This window comes from Streptomyces sp. NPDC051183 (assembly GCF_040682455.1).
Classification (GTDB): Bacteria; Actinomycetota; Actinomycetes; order Streptomycetales; family Streptomycetaceae; genus Streptomyces.
The window spans coordinates 1-20696 of record NZ_JBFBBA010000073.1; the positions used below are offsets into that span (position 1 = coordinate 1).

Consider the following 20696-nt stretch of genomic DNA (forward strand, 5'->3'; position numbering starts at 1 on the left):
CCGCCGGCGCGGGGCGGCCCCCCGGCCGCCGCGCGCTCCACCAGGCCGCCACCCGCCAACCCCCAGGAGATGACGCCATGCCGGTCTTCCTGCCCGAACCCTCCCCGACACGGCCCCGCGGCGGGTGGAACCGCCTCTCACTCAACGCGCACATGGGCATCGGGGCCCAGTGCGCTCTCCAGCCGACCTCGTACGCCGCCCTGCTGGAGAGCTACAACACCTTCCGTGCGCGGTGGGGCGGCTTCGGCAGCTGCGTCAAAGCCTCCCGCTGGGAAGGCCGGCAGCCCGACTGTGAAACCTGCCCCGTCTGGAAAGCCCTCCTCGGCTCCACCGAGGAGATCCCCTTCAGCGCCGCCCGCGTCCTGGTCCGCACCGTCGTGGAGTACCCCGACCGTGCGGACGTCCCGTTCGCCGCCCCGCCGACCACCCGGCTGTGGGTGACGGACCGGCCGGACGCCGAGGACTACCGCGAGGCCGGCCAGGAGTGGTCCTGGGGAAGGCTCGCCCGGCTGCGGGGATGGGAGCTGGGCCGTCGGCATCACGACCCGATCAGCCCCGGCTTCTGGCTCCACCGCGCCCCCGCCGCGCCCACCACCGGAAAGGGATCCGCTCATGAGTGACAGAGGTATCGAACCGCCTCCCGCTCTCCGCCCGTTCGACCCCTCCGACTTCGACGAGGCATGCGAGGGGTGCGAGGCGCCCGCACGCTCGTTCTGTCGCCCCGGCTGTCCGTGCGGCTACACGGCTGCGGACGCCCGGGCCGACGCGGCCTGGCAGCAGCTCCACCGCCGCGAAGGACGCAGGGTTGCACCCCCCACCCGCAATCGGTAGAATAGTCAATGTCGAATACGGGGAGGGTGAACCCCGGAACGGCCACCACGAACCGCCGCCCGCACCTCACGGAGACCATCATGACGAACCACTGCGACGACTGCCGCCGCCCCGAGGTACTCCAGCGCCACTGCCGCGTGACGCTCACCGGCGCACTGGTCAGCACCTGGCTCTGCACCCCCTGCGGCCAGCGGTTCGACCACACGACGACCCGCCTGAACGCCACCGCGCCCCTCGCGCACGCCTAGATCCAAGAGCCCCCGGGGCGCCGCGTTCACGCGGCGCCCCGGCCCTACCGTCAGGCCCCCATGAACCAGCGCACCATCATCGGGCACCTCGCCCGCACCCTCCTGCGTGCCGCCGACCGCACGGCCCGCCGCGCCGGGATTCCCAACCCCTTCGACATCGCCCGGATCACGCTGGACGAACTCGCGCGCGGCGCCTCCGGCGCCGACTTCTTCCACGAGGTCCAGGACCGCGTCCACCACGCCGGATTCCACTGGGCGCACGACAACTGAGCGCGCCCACAGGGCCGCGCCCCCGAAGCCACGTGCACACCGCGCGCGGCGCACCCAACCGCATCACCGGAGAGAGCGCATGAACCAGCTCGACATCTGCATCCAGGCCGCCTCCGAGATCGCCGAAGGCCTCGGCGCGCCCTGGACCGTGGGCGGCGACCACGCTTCGGGCCGCCGGGCTCAGATCGTCCATCCCGACGGCCTGACCCTGGAAGTTGGCGCCCCCCGGATGCACACCACCGCGTACATCCGCGTCCACGCCGTGATGCCGGCCGGAGGCGAGCCGTTCGCCCCCACCCCCATCTCGGCCCGCGCGGACCGGGGGAAGGCCATCGCCCAGGACGTCCGCCGCAAGCTTCTCCCCCGCTACGCGGAGGCCAACACCGCAGCCCGCTTGCACGTGCTGAACGAGGCATGGGCATCAGCACGCCGACGGGAGGCCGCCGAGCACCTCTGCCGGCTCCTCCCCGATGGCCGGTGGTCCAGCAGCCACCCCGATGGCGCCGTCACGGTCACCGGAAGCCTCTCCCTCCCACTGCCGGGCACGCCCCGGAACTCCCCCGTTCAGGCCAGAGCCCGGCTCGACGAGAGCGGAGCGACGGCCGACCTGAAGATCGAGCGGCTCCCCCTGGACGTCGCGTCGAAGGTGGTGAAGGTCCTCGCCCAAGCGCACCGGGAGTGAACCCGCTCCCCCACATACGCCACAACACCGCCCGCCCCAGGACTTGGACACTCCATGCGCCAGCTCCACCCGAACGCCGATCTCGATCACGGCCTCCGCCTCGACCTCGACGGCCGCGCCCGGGCACCAGGCTTAGACGCGCCGGTGGATCACCCCGGGGTCCCGGCGTGCGGCTCGGACCGGTCCGAGCCCCGAGGGCGGCGGAGTCCTGGCCGTGACCCCGCTCAGCCGGCCTCCGCGAGGCCGTTTCCGCTGCCGCGGCCCGTCTGCCGCTCGTGCTCCGCGCGGGCGGCCTCCTGGTCGTTCGCGCCCACCCCTGTGCCCGCCCTCTCCCTGGTCCGGCATCCTGCGCCCCCTTGGGCTCGCGCAGTCCGCAAACGGTACGGCACCCGCACGCGCCGCTGAAGATCACTACCGAGCTTCAAGCCCTTCGGGTGAAAGGGACTTGACGGGCCGAGCTTCACGCCGTCCAGCAGCCGGCGGCCCGGATCCGGGCGGGCGGAAGCCGGGTTGACGAACCAACACCCATGGAGTAGATTAGTACACGTCGGAACGAGGAGGGCAAACCTCGGGCCGAACGCCACGAACCATCAACCAGCAAGGGAGCGCCCCCGTGGCCGACGAATTCGACTGGGAGACCTACGACCTCCTCCTCCAGGACGAGATGCAGATCATGGCCGACATGATCGAACTCGCCACCCGCCCGTACACCGACTTCGAAGCCCAGTTCCACCAGTACGCCAGCGAGGTCCTCACACCCCTCTCCGAGGGATACGACAACCCCACTACGGCGCTCTCCGCGCTCATGCACCGTGCCGACCGCTCGTACTACAAGGCGAAGGACCGGTCCTTCCGCATCGACAGCGAGGAACCGCTGCGTGCACACAGCGTCCGCGTCACCCACGTCATGCAGTACGCCGCGCTCTGCCCCGGCGACAAGGACGAGCACCTCGAACGCTACGCCGCCAAGGTCATCGCCCCGATCGCCCGCCGCTACAAGCGCCCCTCGCACATCCTCTACGTCCTGACCTGCCTCGCCGACGAGGTGTACGGCGACGCCGTCCGCCACGCCGACGCCCCCGACCAGTACTAAGGACCCCGCCCGCCTGCGCGGCCGCCCGAAAGCGCGAAGCCGCGCAGGCACATGGTCGGAACGGGGAGGGCAAACCTCGGGCCGAACGCCACGAACCAGAGCAAGGAGACGCTTCGTGTCCATCATCCTGCGCCACACCGGCCTCGCCGTGCCCCACGGCGACCTCAAGGTCACCGAACTCGACGCTGTGAGCGACCTGTCCTCCTACCACGCGGTCCTCTCCCACAAGGGCCGCCCGGCCGGGTCCATCGAGGACACCGGCCGGGGCGGCGGCGCCATGTTCACCCCCCTCACCCCCGCGACCTCGACACCGTGCGCGCGTTCGTCGCCGCAGCCCGGCGCAACGGCCAGCCCGTCGGCGACGAGGAGGTCTACGACGACCTCGTCCGCGAGTACGACATGGAGCTCCAGACCCAGAAGGCCGACCGGCTCCAGCACGCCCTCGTCCGGGGCTTCTCCGCCACGGGCTCGGCGATCGCCTTCATCACGCTCCGCCAGCCGCCCGACCGGTTCACGCCCGGGCGTGGCGCGGCAGCTGGCCCGGGATACTCCCCAGGCCGTTCTCTGGGAGGTCTGGACCGGCGGTCGCTGGCCCCGGGTTCCCGCATGTCGGCGCCGCGGCGTGACACCGGCCCCGCCCGGCGCCCCGCCGCACCGTCGCCCGGGCCACGGGCTCAGACGCGTGGGAGAGGGGCAGTGTGACCGACCGCGCGCATCAGCGGGCGGCCTCCACCGTGGCCGCCCTGGTCCGCCATCACACCGGACGGCCCGACCTCGCCGACCTGCACCAGGCAGCCGAATACGCCTACGCCCCCCGGGACGTCAGAGACCTGGAAGAGCAGCGCCGAACGGCGCTCCGCCGGATCCGCGACGACGCCCGCACCGCCCGAGAGCTCACCGACCGCATCGCCCAGGCCCGCCGCCTCCGGCCGGCGCCCCAGCAGGGCGGCGCCCCGACCCCACCACCACCCGCTACAGGACGGACACGTGATGACTTCCCCCTCCCGCCGACAGGCCCCTGTGAGCTCATGCTGGGCACCCACCCACCGGACTTCATGCTCCAGACCAGCGTTCAACACGAGCCCGCCAAGACCCTCATGGAGATCATCGACCTGCGCAGCGGTCAGACCGTCTGGGGGTACCTCTTCGACTCCGGCGACTTGAAGGGACAGCTCTACCACACCGGCAACGCCCTGGCGGCCACCCGCTCCCCGGACGAGGTGTGGGACGCCGAGCAGCTGCGCCTCGCCGCGGCCGGTACGCCCAACCTGGTGTTCGGGGAGTGCAGGGTCTGCGGGCGGACACTCGCTCGCCACCGCCGGATCACGCTGCGGGTCGCGCGCCTCCAGGACCGTCCCGGCAGGCCCGAGCGGATCCTGGAACACCTCGTCATCGCCTGCGAGGAGAACCAGCTCCCCGGGTAGTGCCGGTGGACCCGGTGGGGTGTCCCGGTGACACCCCACCGGTCGATAAGTAGAATAGTTAATGTCGGAACAGGGAGGGCAGGCTCTGGGTCAGCCCCACACACCGCCCCGCCTCCAGGAGTTGCTCCCCATGCCGCACCAGCACCACGCCAACGGCCCCTGCGCGGCCTGCGTCGCTACCGGGCTGCCCGCAGTCGCGGCCCGCGACCTCAAGGCCGGAATGCTCATCCAGAGCGCGTTCACCCCGGGCCCCTACACCGAGTACTCGGTGGGCGAGGTCAGCGCGGTGAGCGTCGATGAGGACGGCTTCGTCTCATGGTCCTTCCGGTGGAGCCGGACCTACCGGGGAACGAAGGAGAGTTACGCCTACCCCGACGCCAGGTTCTGCACCTACAACGTTTTCCCGGACCACGAGTACCTCCCGCTCGCCCCCGGCAGCGTCGAGCCCCCGACCGAGAGGTACCCGAGCCTGACCTCCTCCTGAAACCTCCCGGGCGCCCCGGTCCTGTCCGGGGCGCCCGGCAGACCACCAATCTCCGGGAGGGCAACCCGAAGCAGCTCACCACGACCCCGAGGAGGCCTCCCGATGGGAGCCCGCGCCATCATCGAGTGGCACCAGACCGACAGCGGCACGCCCGCGTTCCTGCAGCGCAACCACTGGCTGAGCCCCAGCACCTTCCTGCCCGCGCTCGCGGACTTCGTGCACGCCGCACGGCAGACCGGCCAGGTCCCCGACGCCGGCCTCTTCCAGAGCTGGGCCGCGGACCACGCCCCTCACGTCCTGGGCGAGGAGGAGACGGGCGAGCGCACGGCCCTCGTGCTGCCCACCTCGGACATCCAGTTCCACTACCTCGTTCAACTCACGGGCACAGGAGGGCCTGCCGAGCGCACGCTTATCGTCACCGCGAGGGAGCGTGAAGTGCTCCTCCCCGGCGCACGAGGGCACTGGACGGTCCTCGCGCAGGCCGGAACCGATGCCGAACTCCATGAGGAGGCGGCCGCCCTGCTTGAAGGCCAGGCCGCCCGCATCCGCAGCCTCGCGGCCCAGGGCCGGGGCGGACCGATGCCCCCGCCCGACGAAGTCGCCAACCGCGCCCGGCTCATCCGCGCTCGCGCGGGCCTGCGAGCAACCCAGTGCGAGGCCGTGCCGCAGGGTGGGGTCTCACCCGACAAGGGCAAATGATCAAGAGGGGTGCCTCATGCATGCTGCTCCGGTACCTTGCCGTCCGGGGCGGCACCCCAACCTCCCGCTCCGGCCTCCGTATCGGAATGGTCGGCAGCTCGAAGCAGAGGAGTTCGAACGTGCGAACCGTGGCCGTCGGGCAGCTGTACCGCGACCTCGCCCCCGACGTGAAACACCGAGACCGCCGCCTACGTGTCGAGGAAATCGGTGCGGACCAGCGCGCCTCCTACCGAGTCGAGCACGACCACGGCGGCCCCATCGGCCGCACCCCGTACATCGCGGTGCACTCCCTGGCCAGCCGGGCCAAATGGGAGCTACTTGAGGAAGCCCCCGCGGTATCCACCGACCCGCGCTACTCCCAGCTACTGGCCGCGCTCGCGCACGTCCACCGCGAGGACGCGACCGTCACCGACTACGCCAGCGCCGCCTGGAGCGCCCTCACCCCGTACATTGCTCCGGAGAAGGAAGATGGCTGACGACCTCATCCCGCTCCGCCAGGCCTTCGCCGAGATGCGCGCCGAAGACCTGATCGCCGAGAGGGCGCCCTCGTACGCGGACCCGTCCACCGGCGAGATCCGTGTGCTTCGCAAGCGCTGCACCACATGTCTCCTCAACCCGGCCGGAACGGCCGTCGAGCTCGAACCCGGCCGGCTCCAGGCCTTCATCGAGGCGGTTCGCTCCAGCCGGGACGGCACCGTGGTCTGCCACAGCACCCTCGACCCAGTAGCCCCGCTCGGCACCCCGGCAGCCATGTGCCGCGGCTACACCGCCGCCTATGGACTCCCCGCAGCCGCGACCGAGGCCATCGACAGCGGGCTCGGCCACCTGGTCGAGGTCCCGGAGCCGGTCAAGCTCGACAGCGGTTCTTAACCTGTGCGCCGCTCACACGGCACACCAACAAGCATCTCCGTCACTCGGCAGGCCCTTCTCCGGTCCACCGACGGGTCGATCACCTTCGGCCTTCTCTAGTACTCCAGCAGTACTTCGTGGCTTGACCTGGGGAAACGTCGAGCGGTGGGAGTGTAGCGGGCAGAGTGCTGTCACGGACGGCTTCTGCCCGCCGGCCCCTCGAAGGAGTGCCCACGGCGACGGTAGTGGCAGCGGCGGGCCACCGCTTGGCGGCGACGGCGCCAGAGTGACCAGCTCAGCGCGCGGGTGCGGGCGCGGGGATGCCGGGGTGCGTGAGCTGCCAGGAGTCGCCGCACTTCTGCCACAGTGAGCGCGATGACCTCGGCATCCTCACTGGTGGATCCCCCTTTTCGGCTGCTTGCGCGCTCATCGCGGCGAGGAAGGCGTGCGCGAGCATGGCCAGGGTGATGTGCCGGTACCAGCCGATATAACGGCGGACCTCGTACTCGTCCAGGCCGCACTCGTTCTTCGCTGCCTGGAAACACTCCTCGATGGCCCACCGGAACCCGGCCACCCGCACCAGCTCGTCCACGCCGACGTCCAGGGGCGCGTAGCCGAGGTAGTAGGCGATCTCGTCCGGCCTGCTGAGGCTGCGTCGGGCCAGTGCCCAGCGTCGCCGGATCAGCACGCCGTCCTGATGGTCGTATTCGGCCACCGGGCGCAACTGGACGGCAGCCCAGTCGTATTCGCGCTGCCCCTTCGCTCCCGCGCCGCAGGAGCGGCGTTCCCATGCCTGGTCGGGGGCCTGCTCGAAGGCCATGTCGATGCGCGGGCCGGCGAGGGAGAACTGGGATTTCGGGACTGCCAGGACGTAGCCGACGCCGGATGTTTCCAGCATCCGGCGGAAGCGGTTGTCCTGTCCGTAGGCGGCGTCCGCCGTCACCCAGGCGATCGGCAGCGGTGAGGCCAGCGCCCTGCGGACGATCGCCGCGGCGATCGTGTTCTTGGTGGCGAACTCCCGCTCGTCGGGGACCTTCGCCGCGCGACAGCGCTCACGGTCGTCGGTCCAGGACTTGGGCAGGTAGAGGTCCCGGTCCACCAGGGCGCGGCCGGCCGTGCTGGCATAGGCGGCGAAGACGCCGATCTGGCAGTTCTCGGTGCGGCCGGCGGTGCCGGAGTACTGCCTTTGGACTCCGGCGGAGGTGGTGCCCTTCTTCAGGAATCCGGTGTCATCGATGATCAGTACCCCGTCGGGGCGGCCGAGTTGTCCGGCGATGTAGGTCTGCAGGTCATCGCGGATGTCATCGGGGTTCCAGCGCGCGCGGGAGAGCAGGTACTGCAGGCCGTCGGGGGTGCGGTGGCCGGCGTGTTCGGCGAGCTGCCAGCTGTTCTTGCGTGCCACCGGGGCGAGCAGCGCGCGCACGTAGTCCCGCATCCGGCGGCGGGGTTCGACGCGGCCGAAGTGGTGCCCGATGGTGGTGAAGAGGTCGTCGAGGTCGCGGTCCCAGGTCTCGGCCTGTTCGGTGATCACGACGAGAGGCTTCCCCGGCCCAGGGCGATCTCGTCGCCGTGGGCACTCCTTCGAGGGGCCGGCGGGCAGAAGCCGTCCGTGACAGCACTCTGCCCGCTACACTCCCACCGCTCGACGTTTCCCCAGGTCAAGCCACGAAGTACTGCTGGAGTACTAGTCGGAGCCGACGAGCAGGTACTGACCTAGCCTAGGTCCGAGACGCGTTCGCCGACCGGGTGCACGCCCAGGGGGAGGAGAGGCGCGCGTGTTCGACAAGTGGCTCAGGCCCCAGGACGTCCAGCAGCCAGACGGGCTGCTGGAGTACCAGCTCCTCGCTGACGGCGGGCTGATCGAGGACGAGGAGCTTGTCACGCAGCTGGGCCACGAGGTGATGCGCAACTACCTGGTCCCCGGCGAGCTCGCCAACGTCTTCGACGACCTGGGCGCACCGGAGGTCGCGGGCTACCTGCGGAAGAACAAGTTCCCCGTGGACCGCAAGATCCGGCACGGGGACTTCGGGGAGATCATCACCGGAGCGCTCTACCGGAAGGTGCGTCGGTGGTGCGTCCCGGTCTTGAAGCTGCGTTACAAACAGACCCCGGCGCAGGCCGTGCAGGGCACGGACGTGCTGGCGTTCCGCTTCCGGCAGGACCCGCCGGCCATCGCGGTGCCAGAGGTGAAGACCCGCGCTTCCCGGGACAACCGTGTGGGGACCGAGGCGTACGACAGCCTGGAGAAGGTCTTCGCCCGGCTCGACGAGAGCATCCACTTCCTCATGGCGCGCTGCAACGACCGCGGACAGGTGTTCCTCGCGCGCCGGCTCGGCGCGCTGCTGCGCGATCCGGCGCGGCGCCAGGTGGAGCGGCACATGCTCTTCGTCCACGATGCCAAGTCGTGGAAGGAGGACATCGTGACCGGGCTCGGCGCGAAGGTGACCCAGCGCACCGAGCTGACCGTTGTGAAGATCGACGACCTCAAGGAGTTCGTCGGCCGGGTCTACGACGCGGCCGAGACCGCCCCCGGCAGCACAACCGGCAGCAGCAAGGACAGCGGAACGGCGGGCACAGCGTGAGGGACGACGACGGGACCATGCGGCGTCTCGGCGACGAGGCACTGGCCACGGGAGAGGCGTCCGCGGCCCTGCTCGGCCAGCTGCACTCCCACGTCCTGGCCGAGCAGATCAGTACCGAGGGGAGCGCCGAGTACACCTACGATCCTGACGCTCTGCGCCGCGGTCTCTCGCTCGCCCGGCTCGGGCAGTTGGCCCGTACCCCGCGCGAGCGCCGTGCAGATCCGGGGCCGCTGCCGGACATCGCCCAGGCGTACGCCGATCTGGCCGCGCGGGCCGCCGCGCCGGAGGCCCGGATCGAGCTGCTGGCGATCTCGGCGACGATGTGGGGTCTGGCCGGCTACCAGGCCAACGCCACCGCCATCGCCCGCACCTTCCAGCAGGAGGTCGGGGAACTGTTCGCGTACGGGGACCTGCCCGACACCGACGGGCCCACCGCGGCCGCGGCCGCCCCGTACCGGATCGCCGCGGCCGCCGGCGCGATCCTGCAGCGCGACATCGACGCCGTCGCCCAGCTCGGAGCGGCCGCGGTCAGCGAAGTGCCGCGCCTTGGCCGCGAACTCACCGTCGCACTCGACGCGGGCCGGGCCGAGCAGGCAGACCTCGCTGTACTGGCCGCCTACGGCCTCGTCGGCCGCGCGGCCCGCTCACTTGCCGCGCTGTGGCGAAGAGGCGACCGTACGGCCGGCCGCGCCGCGGTCACCGATCTGAAGCAGGCCGCGTCGATCCTCCTCCAGGCCTCCGTCGTGGACACCTGGACCCTGGTCGACTCCCTCGCCCACGCCGTCGAGGACATCGTCGCGACCTCCCCGTGGCTCCTACTGCGCCGCGCCTCCAGCTGGTCAAGGACCTGGGAGCGCTACCTCAAGGCCCTGATCGTCTCCGGCCACCCGCTCACCCAGGTCTGGCCATCCCAGCGCAAAGCCCTCGACGCAGGCCTCCTCGACGCCCGGGCCCACAGCCTCACGGTCACCATGCCCACCTCCGCAGGCAAGACCCACATCGCCGAGTGGGCCATCCTCCACGCCCTCGCCGACACCGACGAGACCGGCGAGACCGACGACGGCCCCTTCGGGCTGCTCCTGCGCTTCATGGACCCTCCGCTGGCCGTGTACGTGGTGCCCACCCGCGCGCTCGCCGCGCAGGTCGAGCGGCACCTCGCCGCCAGCCTCGAACTCGTCGGCCTGCGCGTCTCCTCCCTCTTCGGCGGCGCCGAACACGTCCGCTACGAGAAGCAACTCCTGGACTTCACCGACATCCTCGTCGTCACCACCGAGAAGCTCGACCTGCTGCTGCGCAACACCCCCGAGCTCGCCAGCCGGCTGCGCCTGGTCCTCGTCGACGAGGGACACTCCATCGACCGGTCCCCGCGCGGGCTGCGCCTGGAGATGGTCCTCACCCGGATCCGCCGGACCACCGCGCAGGCAAGGATCGTCCTGCTGTCCGCCGTCCTGCCCAACGGCGAGGACATCGCCCGCTGGCTGGAGCCCACCGCCGAAGGCACCAACCACGCGGAAACCGACTGGTCACCATCCCAGCTGCGCACCGGGGTGTTCTCCTGGTGGGGCCAGGAGAAGCACGGGCAGAGCGGCGGCATCCAGTACGGCACCGCCCAAGCGGACGACTTCTTCGTCCCCCGGGTCCTCACCCGCCACCTCAACCGCACCAAGCTGTCCCCGCGCGACGCCAAGGACGTCGCGGCCGCCCTGGCACTGCACTTCGAACGCCTCGGCCCGGTACTCATCGCCGCGACGCAGCCGGCCTACGCGCAGGCCGCCGCACGCGCCCTGCAAAGGGCGCTCAAGAAGACCGGCATCCCCGTCCTCGGTGCGGACCCCGCCGCCAGCTGGCAGGCATCGAACCTGCGAGATCAGCGCCTGGAGCTCTCGGAGAGGATCGCCGAGCACCTCGGCGAGGAGCACGAGCTCACCGCGATGGTGATCCAAGGGATCGCCTACCACCACGGCACGGTCCCGCAAGCAGTCCGTCACCTGCTGGAGCGCGCCTACCGCAAGGGCACACTGCGTGTGCTGTGCGCCACCAGCACCCTCTCCCAGGGCATGAACCTGCCGGTCAAGACCGTGCTGGTACACAGCACCTCGCGCAACAGGACACAAATCCCCGTCCGTGAGTTCTGGAACGCCGCCGGCCGGGCCGGCCGGGCCTTCCGGGAGACGGAAGGCCACGTCGTCCTCATCGCGAAGGACGACAAGGACGCGCGCGCCCTGCGGCGCCGCTACCTCGACAAGGGCAACATGGAACCGGTCCTGTCCACCATCGGCGCGCTCTACTACCGCCTCGCTGTCGCGAGGCTGGGAGCCCGCCCAACCCGGGGACAGGACCTGACCGATCTCGAACTCCCGGAACCGGAGCAGGAAGAGCTGACCAACTGGGCGCAGGGTCTGGATCTCCAGCTCCTGGCGATGCTCGCCGAGGAGGTCGTCGACACGGCCGACCAGCAGCTGCTGGAGGAAGCCGCCCACGACCTGCTCGCGCACACCCTGGGTGGCCACCAGATCGGATCCCAGGACTGGTCCCTCAAGCCGCTCGTCCGGTTCACCGCCAGCCGTGTCGCCGCGCTCGCCCGCCAGTTCCCCGACCCGGCCGCCCGCGCGGCGGTCCTGCGCACCGGGCTGAGCCTGCAAGGCGGCCTCGACGCGATCACCGCCGCGGAGGGGATCGCCGTCGTCCTCACCACCTACCCGGACCTCCTCAGCCCCGCAGGATGGCCGGCACTGCGCCACACCGTCTTGACCGCCGCCACCACGATCCAGGAACTCCGGCGCAGCGCCACCGCGAAGAACCGGCCGGTCGAAACCGTCGTCCCAATCGCCACCGACTGGATCTCCGGCCGGACGCTCCAGGAGATCCACGCCGGCCACCACGAGGCCCTCGGCGCCAAGGACATCACCGTCACCTCCGCGTACATCGACAAGGTGATCGTCCAGGACCTCGCGTGGACCGTCTCGGCGATCCTGCAGATCCTGGAGACCCGCCACGGCATCACCGCCGAAGGGCCGCTCTCCGCCCTGCCCGCCATGCTCAAGTACGGCGTCGACACCGCCCCCGCCTGCTACGCCGCGAGTCTGGGAATCGACCAGCGCGGCGCGGCCATCGACCTGGCTTCACGCTGCCCCGTCCACGAGCCGTCCTTCTCCGACTTCACCAGCTGGCTCGGCAACCTGACCACCGACGAGATCACCGCCCTCACCACCCCCAGCGTCGCCGCCCTGCTCATCCGCAGCACCGAGCGGCGCAGCCCCCACACCGTCCAGAAGACCATCCTCAGCGGACGCGGCATGTTCACCACCCCGCTGCGCGGCATCCGGCACACCTCCAGCGAGGAATACCTCGCTCGGCTCCCCGCCGGAACCGTCCTCGACCTCGTCCGAGACCACGAAAACCCCGCCGACCCGAACGCCATCCGCGTGGAACACCTCGGGGTCCATCTCGGCTGGATCGCCAAGGGCACCGCCCGGCCCCTCGCGCTGGCCCTCGACGATCAGCCCACCCCCACGGTCACGGCCGTCCTGCGCACCGATACCCCGGCCCTCGCCAACGGCTCCGGTGCGGACCGGCTCGCCGGCCACGACCAGGTCGAGCTCGCCATCACCCTCAGCCGGTAGAAGACGGTGACCGGAGATCGCGATCTTGCTGGTCGCCGACGTGGTCATGGGGACGGAGCGATATCGGATCGCGTGAGGCTGTCGCCACCGGGCATGCTGCGTCCATGGAGCACTCGGAAGTTCTGCTCATCGGAGGGCGGGCCGGCGTCGGCAAGACGACGGTGGGGTGGGAAGTTTCGGCTTTGCTGCGCGCCGCGGCGGTCTCCCATGCGGTCATCGACGGCGACTTCATGGGGCAGGTCCACCCTGCACCAGAGGGGGACCCTCACCGTTCGGAGATCACCGAAAAGAACCTGACGGCCGTGTGGGAGAACTTCACCCAGCGCGGCTACCGCCGCCTGATCTACACGAACACCGCCAGCGTGCTGCCTGAGGCGACCGGCATGTTCGTGCGTGCCATGGGGGCGCAGGCGCGTATCACACGGGTCTTGCTCACGGCTTCGGACGCCACCGCTCGCGAGCGGCTGGTCGGCCGGGAACTCGGCTCGGAACTGGAGCAGGAGCTGAAGGGCAGTGCGCGCAATGCGCGGCTTCTGGACCAGCGCGCCTGTGCGGGGACCGTGCGGGTGGTGACGGACGGACGGCATGTCGTGGACATCGCGCGTGAGGTGGTGGCCGTCACCGGTTGGGCCGGGTAGCCAGCCGTCGGCCGCCCGCTGCTGATGATCGCGTTTGTGGGCTGGTCCGGGAACGGATGCGGCCACCGTTGAGATCCCGGCCGCTGGCAGGAGACGTTCGAGGTCCTGATGGGCTGTGCTGCGAGGGCGGTTCGTCCGGGTGGAACCACGGCGCCGGGCCGCCCCGGCGGAAAGCCCAGCTGAGGCCCACCCGGCCACGCCATCCTGCGTCGACTCATCGCAACGGCCCAGTGGTCAGGTCTACGGAGCGGCGTCTCGCTGGGCCTGCAGCCAGTTCGTCACCGGGCCGCTGGAATCCGGCGGTCATCCCACCTGTACCGGCCGGTGCCCTTGGCCCAGCTGAGCCCGTGGATGCCGACCGGCCCGAGCACGCTCGGCACGCCCGCGGCGTCCTGTCGGGGCCGGTGGAAGCGCGTCACATACAAGACGCCACCAGTCCGGTCCCGGCAGTACTGCCCTGCCGGTACGTGGCACTTGGGGCACGGCACCTCGGCGCAGGCGTCCCAGGCCTGCTGGAGGGCAGCCGCGGTTGCAGCCGGGTCCTGGCCGGTCGTCTTGGTGGTGAGGGTGAAGTACTCCATCGGCTGATGATGGCAGCGGGATCCGTCTCCCGTCAGCCGGATGTACCACCCGGTCGACGCCCTCCAACACGCGGCTGGTCAGATTCCGTTGCCTGTGGGATTCGCTCCGCTGTCTCTGCCCGGCGCGGTGGTGGTGCTGCCTGCATGCCGGGAGCCGGGTTGAGGCGGAGCCATGCCGTCAGGGCGGCCTGGAGCTCGGCGACCTCCCCGTGGGCCAGGGCCTCGCCGCCCGCCCCGACGTGGAGGCGTACTTCGCCGGCGGTGACCCTCCAGCCGATCGTCCGGCGTGGCGACGAGCTGATGGCGGAGCCGCGGGCGAGAACGCGAAGCGCTCCATCGGCCCGGGACGGAAGAGGTGCCGGTGTCCGGCCGGCGCGGACCAGATGCTGGGGGCGTGCTGGTAGGCCGATGGCCGTGTAGAAGTCGCGGAGCGCCTCGTCGAGCTGCAGCGGGGCAGACGGCGCGAGGCCTAGGAACTCCTCCAGCAGCTCCGGGTGTACGGCAGGAGCGTTGGGCCCGTGCGGATGGGCGTGGAGCGGGTGCTCGGTAACCTCCAACCGTACGCAGGCGGGCGCCACCAACACCCGGCTGTAGCCCTTGCCGGTTAGTTCCGCGTGGATCTGCCGGAGCTTTGCGGACTGCCGCGGCACCGGATGGGGATCCACGGCACAGGGCACGGCCGGCTTGGTCGCCTTGGGGGCCAGGCCCATCGGACCGTTACAGCGGTGCAGGACACCGGCCTGCGTTAGCACCACCGTCACCTGACGCCCCTGCTTGTCGGACCCGAGCCGGAACCCCACCACGGTTGTTGGCACTCCACCTCCCTGCGGCTGACGGCCACGGTAGCGGGAACCGAGGTGGCTGCGGGGAGGATTACCCGACCCCGCCGAGGAGCACCTGCCCGGCCCGCCCCCTCTCGGCCGCCCAGCCGGAAGCCCGCTCGAACGGCATCGGACGCCGCTCTGGCACCCGGTTGGCGCCGGCCCGCTGGATAGCGTCCGATCCCGCCGTCCCTGGCACAGGCCCGGCGTCCGTACGGACCTGCTGGAGCGGGGCGCAGGAGCGGGGCGCAGGAGCGGGGCGCTGCCCCGGACCCCAGCCTCACTCCCAGAGGGGCCGGGGGGCCGCTCTCGGGTGCGGCTGGTCGGTGGTGGGGGCGGCGGGGCGCGGGGGGTCCCTCCGGTCGGTCGACGTCCGAACCCTGCCACCCCCGGGCAGAACGGCCAGGCCAAGCCGCTACGCGGTCGCTACGCGAGCCCGGCCGCCCTACCCGGGCGCGGCACCCACCGCGCCGCCGACCGACCGGAGGGACCCCCCGCTCAGGGCCCAACCAGTCTGCGGGGCGCAGAACATCCGCCAAAAGATCATGGAAATCCGCCGCTCAGAACTTGTGCGCCACACCCCGGATGAGTAGAATAGTAAATGTCGGAAGGGGGAGGGCAAGCCCCCGGACCGGACACCACGAACCAGCCTCACACAGGAGCGCATCATGGCTATCGAGACCGCCGAGCAGTTCACCCGCCGCGCCGCCGTCGTCATCCCGACCGACGCCGCGTCCAGCGCCCGCAACGCCGATCTCTCCAACCTCGCGCAGATCCTCCAGCGCCAGCAGGGCGCCAAGATCGACATGGTGGCCCCCGCCGGTGCCCTCACCGTCCAGGGCGGGAACTTCACCGTCCAGGGCCTCCCCCCGATCCTCACCGACACCGGCGTCACCATGGCCGACGGCACCTACCGCCCCACGGCCGTGGCCGACGAGGGCATCGCCGCCAAGCTCGGCATCCCGCTCGCCTACCTGCGCCGGATGCGCGCCGACAAGGTGGACCTGTACGACGCCAACGTCATGGGCTGGCTCGCCGAGGACCCCACCCGCAAGTTCCTCCTGCGCGGCTTCACCGGCGAGCAGGGCGGCGAAGGCATCCTGCGCGCGTTCCTGTCCGACAGCTACAAGCGGATCGACAACTTCGATGTCCTGATGGCCGCGCTCAGCGGCGTGAAGGAGTCCGGCCACGAGGTCAAGATCACCGGATGCGACCTCACCGAGCGCCGCATGATCGTCCGCGTCGAGTCCGAGCACATCAAGGTCTTGGCCCCCGCCCTCCTGCGCGGCTACCGCTCCCCGTTCACCGGCCAGAGCGGCGACGAACTGCCCATCGTGTCCGCCGGATTCGTCATCGCGAACTCCGAGGTCGGAGCCGGAGCGTTCACGATCACCCCGCGCATCACCGTCAAGGTGTGCGAGAACGGCATGACCATCCAGAAGGACGCGCTCCGCGCGGTCCACCTCGGCGCCAAGCTGGACGAGGGCGTCATCCGCTGGTCGGGGGACACCGAGACGAAAAACCTGGACCTGATCACCGCCCAGGCCCGCGACGCCGTGGCCACCTTCCTTGACCGCGAGTACGTCGAGGCCAAGCTCACCCAGATCGAGAAGGAGGCGGGCCGCCCGCTCGCCGACCCCGTCAAGACCATCGAGGTCGTCTCGAAGAAGCTCAAGTTCACCGACAGCCTGCGCGAGTCGATCATGGGCCACTTCGTGACGGGCGGACAGAACACGGCGGGCGGCCTCATGCAGGCCATCACGGCCACCGCCCAGACCCTGGACGACGCCGACGCCGCGTTCGAACTCGAAGGCCAGGCCCTCACCGCCATGAGCCTCGCGGCCAGCGCGTAACCCCCAAGCCGCCGCCCCGGAGCCACTCCCACCGCTCCCGGGGCGGCACCCCGCCCGGCCCGTCCGCACTCCCACCCCGGACGGGCCCGGCCCCCGGTACCGCGACCGCGACCGCGACGGCATCGAGCCGCCGCGCCCGCGCGCGCCCACCGCCCGGATTCCCCAGCCGCCGCACGCGGCCACACCCCCGAACCGAAGGGCCCGCCATGCAGTCGACAGCCACCCACCCCCAGACCGCCCAGACCCCCGCTGCCTGCCCTTCCACATGGTGGTTCGTCGTCACCCGGACGGGCACCGAGATGCTCACCCTGTGCCCCGACAGCTCATACGCCCCCGTCAACGTCTGGGAGAACGGCTACCTCGTACCGATCAAGGCCCGGGAGCGCTGCACCCCCAGCGAGCGCCCCGAAACCCGCCTTGAGGTCGTCCCCGACTTCAGCGCAGCCGCCGCCTCCAGCCACGTTCCCGCCTGGCACCCCGTGTGGGGGATGCGACTCCACCGTGACGCGGCGGCCCGCTGACCCCGCCGCCCAGGTGCCCGTCCCCCGGAGGGCGGGCACCCCCCGGCCGGCACGGCGACCGCGGACGCGGCGGCATCGAGCCGCCACGCCCGCGTGCGCCCACCGCCGTCCCCGCCCCCGCCGCACGGCGGCCCCCGCCCCGCACCACGAAAGGCCCGACCCGCCATGCCCACCCCGATAGCCGTCGACCCGCCCGGATGCGCCTGCACCGAGTGCGTCACCGGCCAGCACGTCCCCCTTGACCAGGCCACCCCCCACGACATGGCCGCCCTGCTCGGCGGCCGGCTGCGCAACAACACCGGCGCCGCCCTGCGCGTCACCGTCGTATACGCCCTCAGCCCCGGAACCACCCTTCCCGCCGCCATACCCGACACCGTCCGCGTCGACTGCCAGGACCTCTCCTGGGACCTTCAGCCCTCGCACGCGCATCCGGCCCCGCCGCCGGAGCGCCCGTGAAGCCCCCGGCCGCGCCGTCCGCCTGCCGCTGGTGCGGCCTCAACAAGGGCGAGCACTTCCAGCGATGGAAACCCACCGTCGGCTGGCACCGGTACGAACCGCCCACCGCGGACCAGATCAAGGCCCGCATGTACGACCGGCGAGCGGCGCGGAGCAGTCCTCGCCCCGCTCCCCCGGCGTGCCCCTGACCCGCCAACAGCCCCGGGGGCGGCACACAGCCGTCCCCGGGCAGGCCCAGCCGGACCAGAGCCGGAGCGGCACCACCAGGAGATGACCCCCATGCCCCACCCCGCCCCCAGCAGCCGCAGCACCCACGCCTCCCAGCACCTCGCCACCTATGGGCACCTCGACATGGACGTCGCCACCAACACCGCCGACGGCACCACCACGTACAAGATCCGCGCCCCGCACGCCCGCGGACACCTAGTCCTGGTTCCCGGGGCCGCGGCACCGGACCCCACCGAGCCGGCCCGCGCGTGGCGGCCCGACCTCTTCGTCCACTTCGGAACCGAACACCCCACCCAGCTGCACCGCCAGGACCCGCTGACCGTCAACGGGATCGCACTCACCGGCCCCTCCCCCGTGTCCTTCGAGTCCCTCGACAACGGCTCCACCGTCCCCACCAAGCGGCCAGACAAGAACACCAACCCGGTGCCCCTGCCACCCGCCACCGCCCGCCACGCCGAGGCCATACTCGGCGCGGTCATCGCCCACTGGCGGACCCAGCCCGACCGGCCCGCCCTCGAGGACACCGCCCGCCGCACCGCCGCCGCCCACTGGCTCCAGCAGCACACCGACGACCTCAACCTGCGGGAGCTCGAACTCGGCCGAGCACAAGCCGCCCGCGACAAGACGCTCCGGAAAATCCAGGAACTCCAAGCCATCGCAGCCGGCCCCGACAACGAACACCAGGCCTGACCGCCCCCGGCGGGTCCCCCGCGGGAGACCCGCCGAAGGAGGGACCAAGGCCGGCGCTCCGCACCGGAAGGAGCCCGGCTCCGCCGAGCGCTGCTCCCCCGCGGCCGCCCTCCGCTCCGCTCCGAGCGACCCCGGGGGTCTTCCTCCATCCCCGGCCTTCTGATTGTGGGCTCGGGGGTCTGGCCCTCAAGCGCTCCGGTCCGTGTCCTCGCCGGCCCGCTCCTACGTCGCTATACCGGCTGCGGTACTCCCTCCCGCGCTTGACCGCCAGACCCCCGAGCCCTGGAACTGCCTTTACCGGGGCGGGAGAAAGAAAGGTCAGCGGCAACCTGCACGTCCACGCCACGGCCCCACCCCGGCCGACCGGCGAAGCAGACCGCAGGGACACGCGACCGCTCCGCGCCCGCGAACCCCGAACCCGGCGAAGCAATCCCGAAAACCACCGCCCCGAAGTTGCGAAACCCCACCCCGGCAGCTAGAATAGTAAATGTCGGATCGGGGAGGGCAAACCCCGGGCCGGACACCACGAGCCACCGAGCCAAGGAGTCTTCCCATGGTCGCCGTCCTCACCGAGGCCCCGCCCGTCCGCATCTGGCCGGCCGCCGACGAGCACGAGCCCATCCAGTGCGAGCGCTGCGGACAGCCCTCCAGCTTCCCGGACGACGCCGACGCGGGAGCCTGGGCAGCCCATGACCAGGGCTGGCACGTGGCCACCTTCCACGGCGACACCTGCGGGTGCCCCCACCTGTGCGCCGACTGCGCACACGACTGGTGCGCAGAGGCCGACGACAGCCCGCGCCTGATCGGAATGCGCGTCATCGGATAACCCCTCCCGGGCGGCCCGGTGGGGCCGCCCGGCCCTACCCCGCACCGGCACGCAAAGGCTAGGACGAACCCCCATGAACGCAATTTATGTCGCCTCCCTCTCCGACTACAACGCCGGACGACTCCACGGGAAATGGATAAACATCGGCGCCGACGTCGAGGCCGTATACGGCGAGATAAGCGGCATACTCGAAACCTCCCCCCAAGGAGACGCGGAAGAATACGCGATCCACAGTTTCGACGGTTTTGGAGGAATCGAAATTGCCGAGACGGAAGACATCGAAAACCTTGTCCTTATTGCCGAAGCGCTGGACGAATTCCCCCATGCAGTCGTCAAGCACATTTACGAAACATGTGAGGCTGAAGACCTTCCGGAGAAGTGCCAGGAGAAATACATCCGGACGACCGAATTCAGCGTCGATCCCGAATCGGCTGTAACCGAGTACACACTCGACTACCTCACCGACCACGGCACCGAAGGGGTGCCGCAACTGTGGCTGGACCACATCGAGGCCGTGGCGGAGTCACTCGCCATCCACATGATCAACAGCGGCAGTGTGATCCCCCCTCTACGCCGGAGCCGGTACCTACCATCTCGTGCGAGGAAACTAATATGCCGTCCCACCCACTCCACCTTTACCGCGCGCACGTGCCCGCCACCGAGCACGCGGCCCACCTGCGGAAACTGGCCGCCGCCGCATTCGAGGAGCGGACCGCCGAACAAAAGACCCTCCTCGCCGTCCTGCGCGGCGACGAGGACGTCTATGGAACAGGCCCGCTCGCACTCGCCCAGGAAAAGGCCAGGCTCTGGCGGAGGATCCGCGCACGGGCCGTAGGGCACCCGGAAATGGAAGGGCAGGCCGCAGGAGCAGCATTCGACCCGACCGACAGCAGGCTCATAGAGGAAACCCTCAGGTTCCGGTCAATGTCGGAACGGGGAGGGCAAGCCTCGGGCCGGACACCGCGAACCATCGAACCGAGGAGCCCTTCGTGCCGACCGTCATGCTCACCGCCGCCGACCAGCTCGACACCATCCGCGAACTCGCCGACGAACTGTACGGCGGCGGCGCCGAGACCGTAGACCGGCTCGGATACGGCTTCTACCGGGCCGACGAGTACGCCTACGGCGCCGAGTACTGCACCCCGACGGCCGTGGGCCTCGATAGCGTCCAGGCCGTCAAGCTGCGCCACGAACTCTCCCTTCATGTGGCCGAGTACGCCGAGGACCCCGAGGCCGACGCCGACCACGTCGAGGACCAGGGCCAGACGGTCCGCCTGTAACCCAACCACTCCCCGCG

23 protein-coding genes are annotated in these 20696 nt (G+C 70.9%); 20 read left to right on the plus strand and 3 right to left on the minus strand.

Going from position 1 to position 20696, the window contains the following annotated elements; all coding sequences use genetic code 11:
* From AB0M99_RS35625 to AB0M99_RS35645, 5 genes are all read left to right on the plus strand, one after another.
* The coding region (locus AB0M99_RS35625) for a hypothetical protein (RefSeq protein WP_365928039.1) at positions 1-620 on the plus strand (620 nt) is incomplete at its 5' end.
* Positions 621-911: 291 nt separating this feature from the next.
* Entirely contained in the window at positions 912-1079 is a 168-nt protein-coding gene (locus AB0M99_RS35630; protein WP_365928041.1) for a hypothetical protein, read from the plus strand.
* 60 nt (positions 1080-1139) lie between these two features.
* On the plus strand, positions 1140-1349 hold the full coding sequence (locus AB0M99_RS35635) for a hypothetical protein (protein WP_365928043.1): 210 nt from the start codon (positions 1140-1142) through the stop codon (positions 1347-1349).
* A 79-nt stretch (positions 1350-1428) separates the two neighbouring features.
* Positions 1429-2031: a hypothetical protein gene (locus tag AB0M99_RS35640; protein ID WP_365928045.1), complete on the plus strand. Its 603-nt coding sequence runs from the start codon at positions 1429-1431 to the stop codon at positions 2029-2031.
* A 613-nt stretch (positions 2032-2644) separates the two neighbouring features.
* Positions 2645-3124, plus strand: a complete 480-nt coding sequence (locus tag AB0M99_RS35645; RefSeq protein ID WP_365928047.1) for a hypothetical protein — start codon at positions 2645-2647, stop codon at positions 3122-3124.
* A gap of 204 nt (positions 3125-3328) precedes the next feature.
* Here the strand turns inward: AB0M99_RS35645 and AB0M99_RS35650 are convergent, their stop codons facing one another.
* A complete protein-coding gene (locus AB0M99_RS35650) occupies positions 3329-3562 on the minus strand; it encodes a hypothetical protein (protein WP_365928049.1) in 234 nt (77 codons plus the stop codon).
* Between the two features lie 260 nt (positions 3563-3822).
* On the opposite strand from AB0M99_RS35650, the gene AB0M99_RS35655 reads away from it, so the two are divergent.
* From AB0M99_RS35655 to AB0M99_RS35675, 5 genes are all read left to right on the plus strand, one after another.
* The gene (locus AB0M99_RS35655; protein ID WP_365928051.1) at positions 3823-4548 is read left to right on the plus strand and encodes a hypothetical protein; all 726 of its coding nucleotides are present in this window, start codon (positions 3823-3825) and stop codon (positions 4546-4548) included.
* Positions 4549-4678: 130 nt separating this feature from the next.
* Complete coding sequence (locus AB0M99_RS35660) at positions 4679-5032, plus strand: hypothetical protein (protein ID WP_365928053.1); 354 nt, start codon at positions 4679-4681, stop codon at positions 5030-5032.
* A 102-nt stretch (positions 5033-5134) separates the two neighbouring features.
* Positions 5135-5731 (plus strand): hypothetical protein, encoded by a 597-nt coding sequence (locus AB0M99_RS35665; protein ID WP_365928055.1) that lies wholly within the window; start codon positions 5135-5137, stop codon positions 5729-5731.
* An 86-nt stretch (positions 5732-5817) separates the two neighbouring features.
* Positions 5818-6207 (plus strand): DUF6354 family protein, encoded by a 390-nt coding sequence (locus AB0M99_RS35670; protein WP_365928057.1) that lies wholly within the window; start codon positions 5818-5820, stop codon positions 6205-6207.
* Positions 6200-6601 carry a hypothetical protein gene (locus AB0M99_RS35675; protein WP_365928059.1) on the plus strand — a complete coding sequence of 134 codons (402 nt, stop codon included), beginning with the start codon at positions 6200-6202 and terminating at the stop codon, positions 6599-6601. The genes AB0M99_RS35670 and AB0M99_RS35675 overlap by 8 nt, the downstream gene beginning before the upstream one ends.
* A 274-nt stretch (positions 6602-6875) precedes the next feature.
* Here AB0M99_RS35675 and AB0M99_RS35680 read toward each other — a convergent pair whose 3' ends face one another.
* Entirely contained in the window at positions 6876-8054 is a 1179-nt protein-coding gene (locus AB0M99_RS35680) for an IS701 family transposase (protein ID WP_365928082.1), read from the minus strand.
* 301 nt (positions 8055-8355) lie between these two features.
* Between AB0M99_RS35680 and AB0M99_RS35685 the strand changes: the two genes are divergently transcribed.
* The 3 genes from AB0M99_RS35685 to AB0M99_RS35695 all read left to right on the plus strand — a co-directional run bounded on the left by AB0M99_RS35685 (position 8356) and on the right by AB0M99_RS35695 (position 13423).
* A complete protein-coding gene (locus tag AB0M99_RS35685; RefSeq protein WP_365928061.1) occupies positions 8356-9162 on the plus strand; it encodes a Hachiman antiphage defense system protein HamA in 807 nt (268 codons plus the stop codon).
* 17 nt (positions 9163-9179) lie between these two features.
* Positions 9180-12785 carry a DEAD/DEAH box helicase gene (locus AB0M99_RS35690; RefSeq protein WP_365928063.1) on the plus strand — a complete coding sequence of 1202 codons (3606 nt, stop codon included), beginning with the start codon at positions 9180-9182 and terminating at the stop codon, positions 12783-12785.
* Positions 12786-12889: 104 nt separating this feature from the next.
* The gene (locus AB0M99_RS35695; RefSeq protein WP_365928065.1) at positions 12890-13423 is read left to right on the plus strand and encodes a hypothetical protein; all 534 of its coding nucleotides are present in this window, start codon (positions 12890-12892) and stop codon (positions 13421-13423) included.
* A 278-nt stretch (positions 13424-13701) separates the two neighbouring features.
* Here the strand turns inward: AB0M99_RS35695 and AB0M99_RS35700 are convergent, their stop codons facing one another.
* Positions 13702-14004 carry a hypothetical protein gene (locus AB0M99_RS35700; RefSeq protein ID WP_365928067.1) on the minus strand — a complete coding sequence of 101 codons (303 nt, stop codon included), beginning with the start codon at positions 14002-14004 and terminating at the stop codon, positions 13702-13704.
* A gap of 1489 nt (positions 14005-15493) precedes the next feature.
* Here AB0M99_RS35700 and AB0M99_RS35705 point away from each other — a divergent pair.
* The 7 genes from AB0M99_RS35705 to AB0M99_RS35735 all read left to right on the plus strand — a co-directional run bounded on the left by AB0M99_RS35705 (position 15494) and on the right by AB0M99_RS35735 (position 20679).
* Entirely contained in the window at positions 15494-16678 is a 1185-nt protein-coding gene (locus AB0M99_RS35705; protein ID WP_365928069.1) for a DUF932 domain-containing protein, read from the plus strand.
* Positions 16679-16884: 206 nt separating this feature from the next.
* The gene (locus tag AB0M99_RS35710; protein WP_365928070.1) at positions 16885-17199 is read left to right on the plus strand and encodes a hypothetical protein; all 315 of its coding nucleotides are present in this window, start codon (positions 16885-16887) and stop codon (positions 17197-17199) included.
* Positions 17200-17364: 165 nt separating this feature from the next.
* On the plus strand, positions 17365-17655 hold the full coding sequence (locus tag AB0M99_RS35715; protein ID WP_365928072.1) for a hypothetical protein: 291 nt from the start codon (positions 17365-17367) through the stop codon (positions 17653-17655).
* A gap of 279 nt (positions 17656-17934) precedes the next feature.
* Positions 17935-18573, plus strand: coding sequence for a hypothetical protein (locus AB0M99_RS35720; RefSeq protein WP_365928074.1), 639 nt, complete (start codon positions 17935-17937; stop codon positions 18571-18573).
* Between the two features lie 553 nt (positions 18574-19126).
* The gene (locus AB0M99_RS35725; RefSeq protein WP_365928076.1) at positions 19127-19399 is read left to right on the plus strand and encodes a hypothetical protein; all 273 of its coding nucleotides are present in this window, start codon (positions 19127-19129) and stop codon (positions 19397-19399) included.
* Between the two features lie 73 nt (positions 19400-19472).
* Positions 19473-20234, plus strand: a complete 762-nt coding sequence (locus AB0M99_RS35730; protein ID WP_365928078.1) for an antirestriction protein ArdA — start codon at positions 19473-19475, stop codon at positions 20232-20234.
* 154 nt (positions 20235-20388) lie between these two features.
* Positions 20389-20679 (plus strand): hypothetical protein, encoded by a 291-nt coding sequence (locus AB0M99_RS35735; RefSeq protein WP_365928080.1) that lies wholly within the window; start codon positions 20389-20391, stop codon positions 20677-20679.
* The last annotated feature ends 17 nt before the right edge of the window (positions 20680-20696 follow it).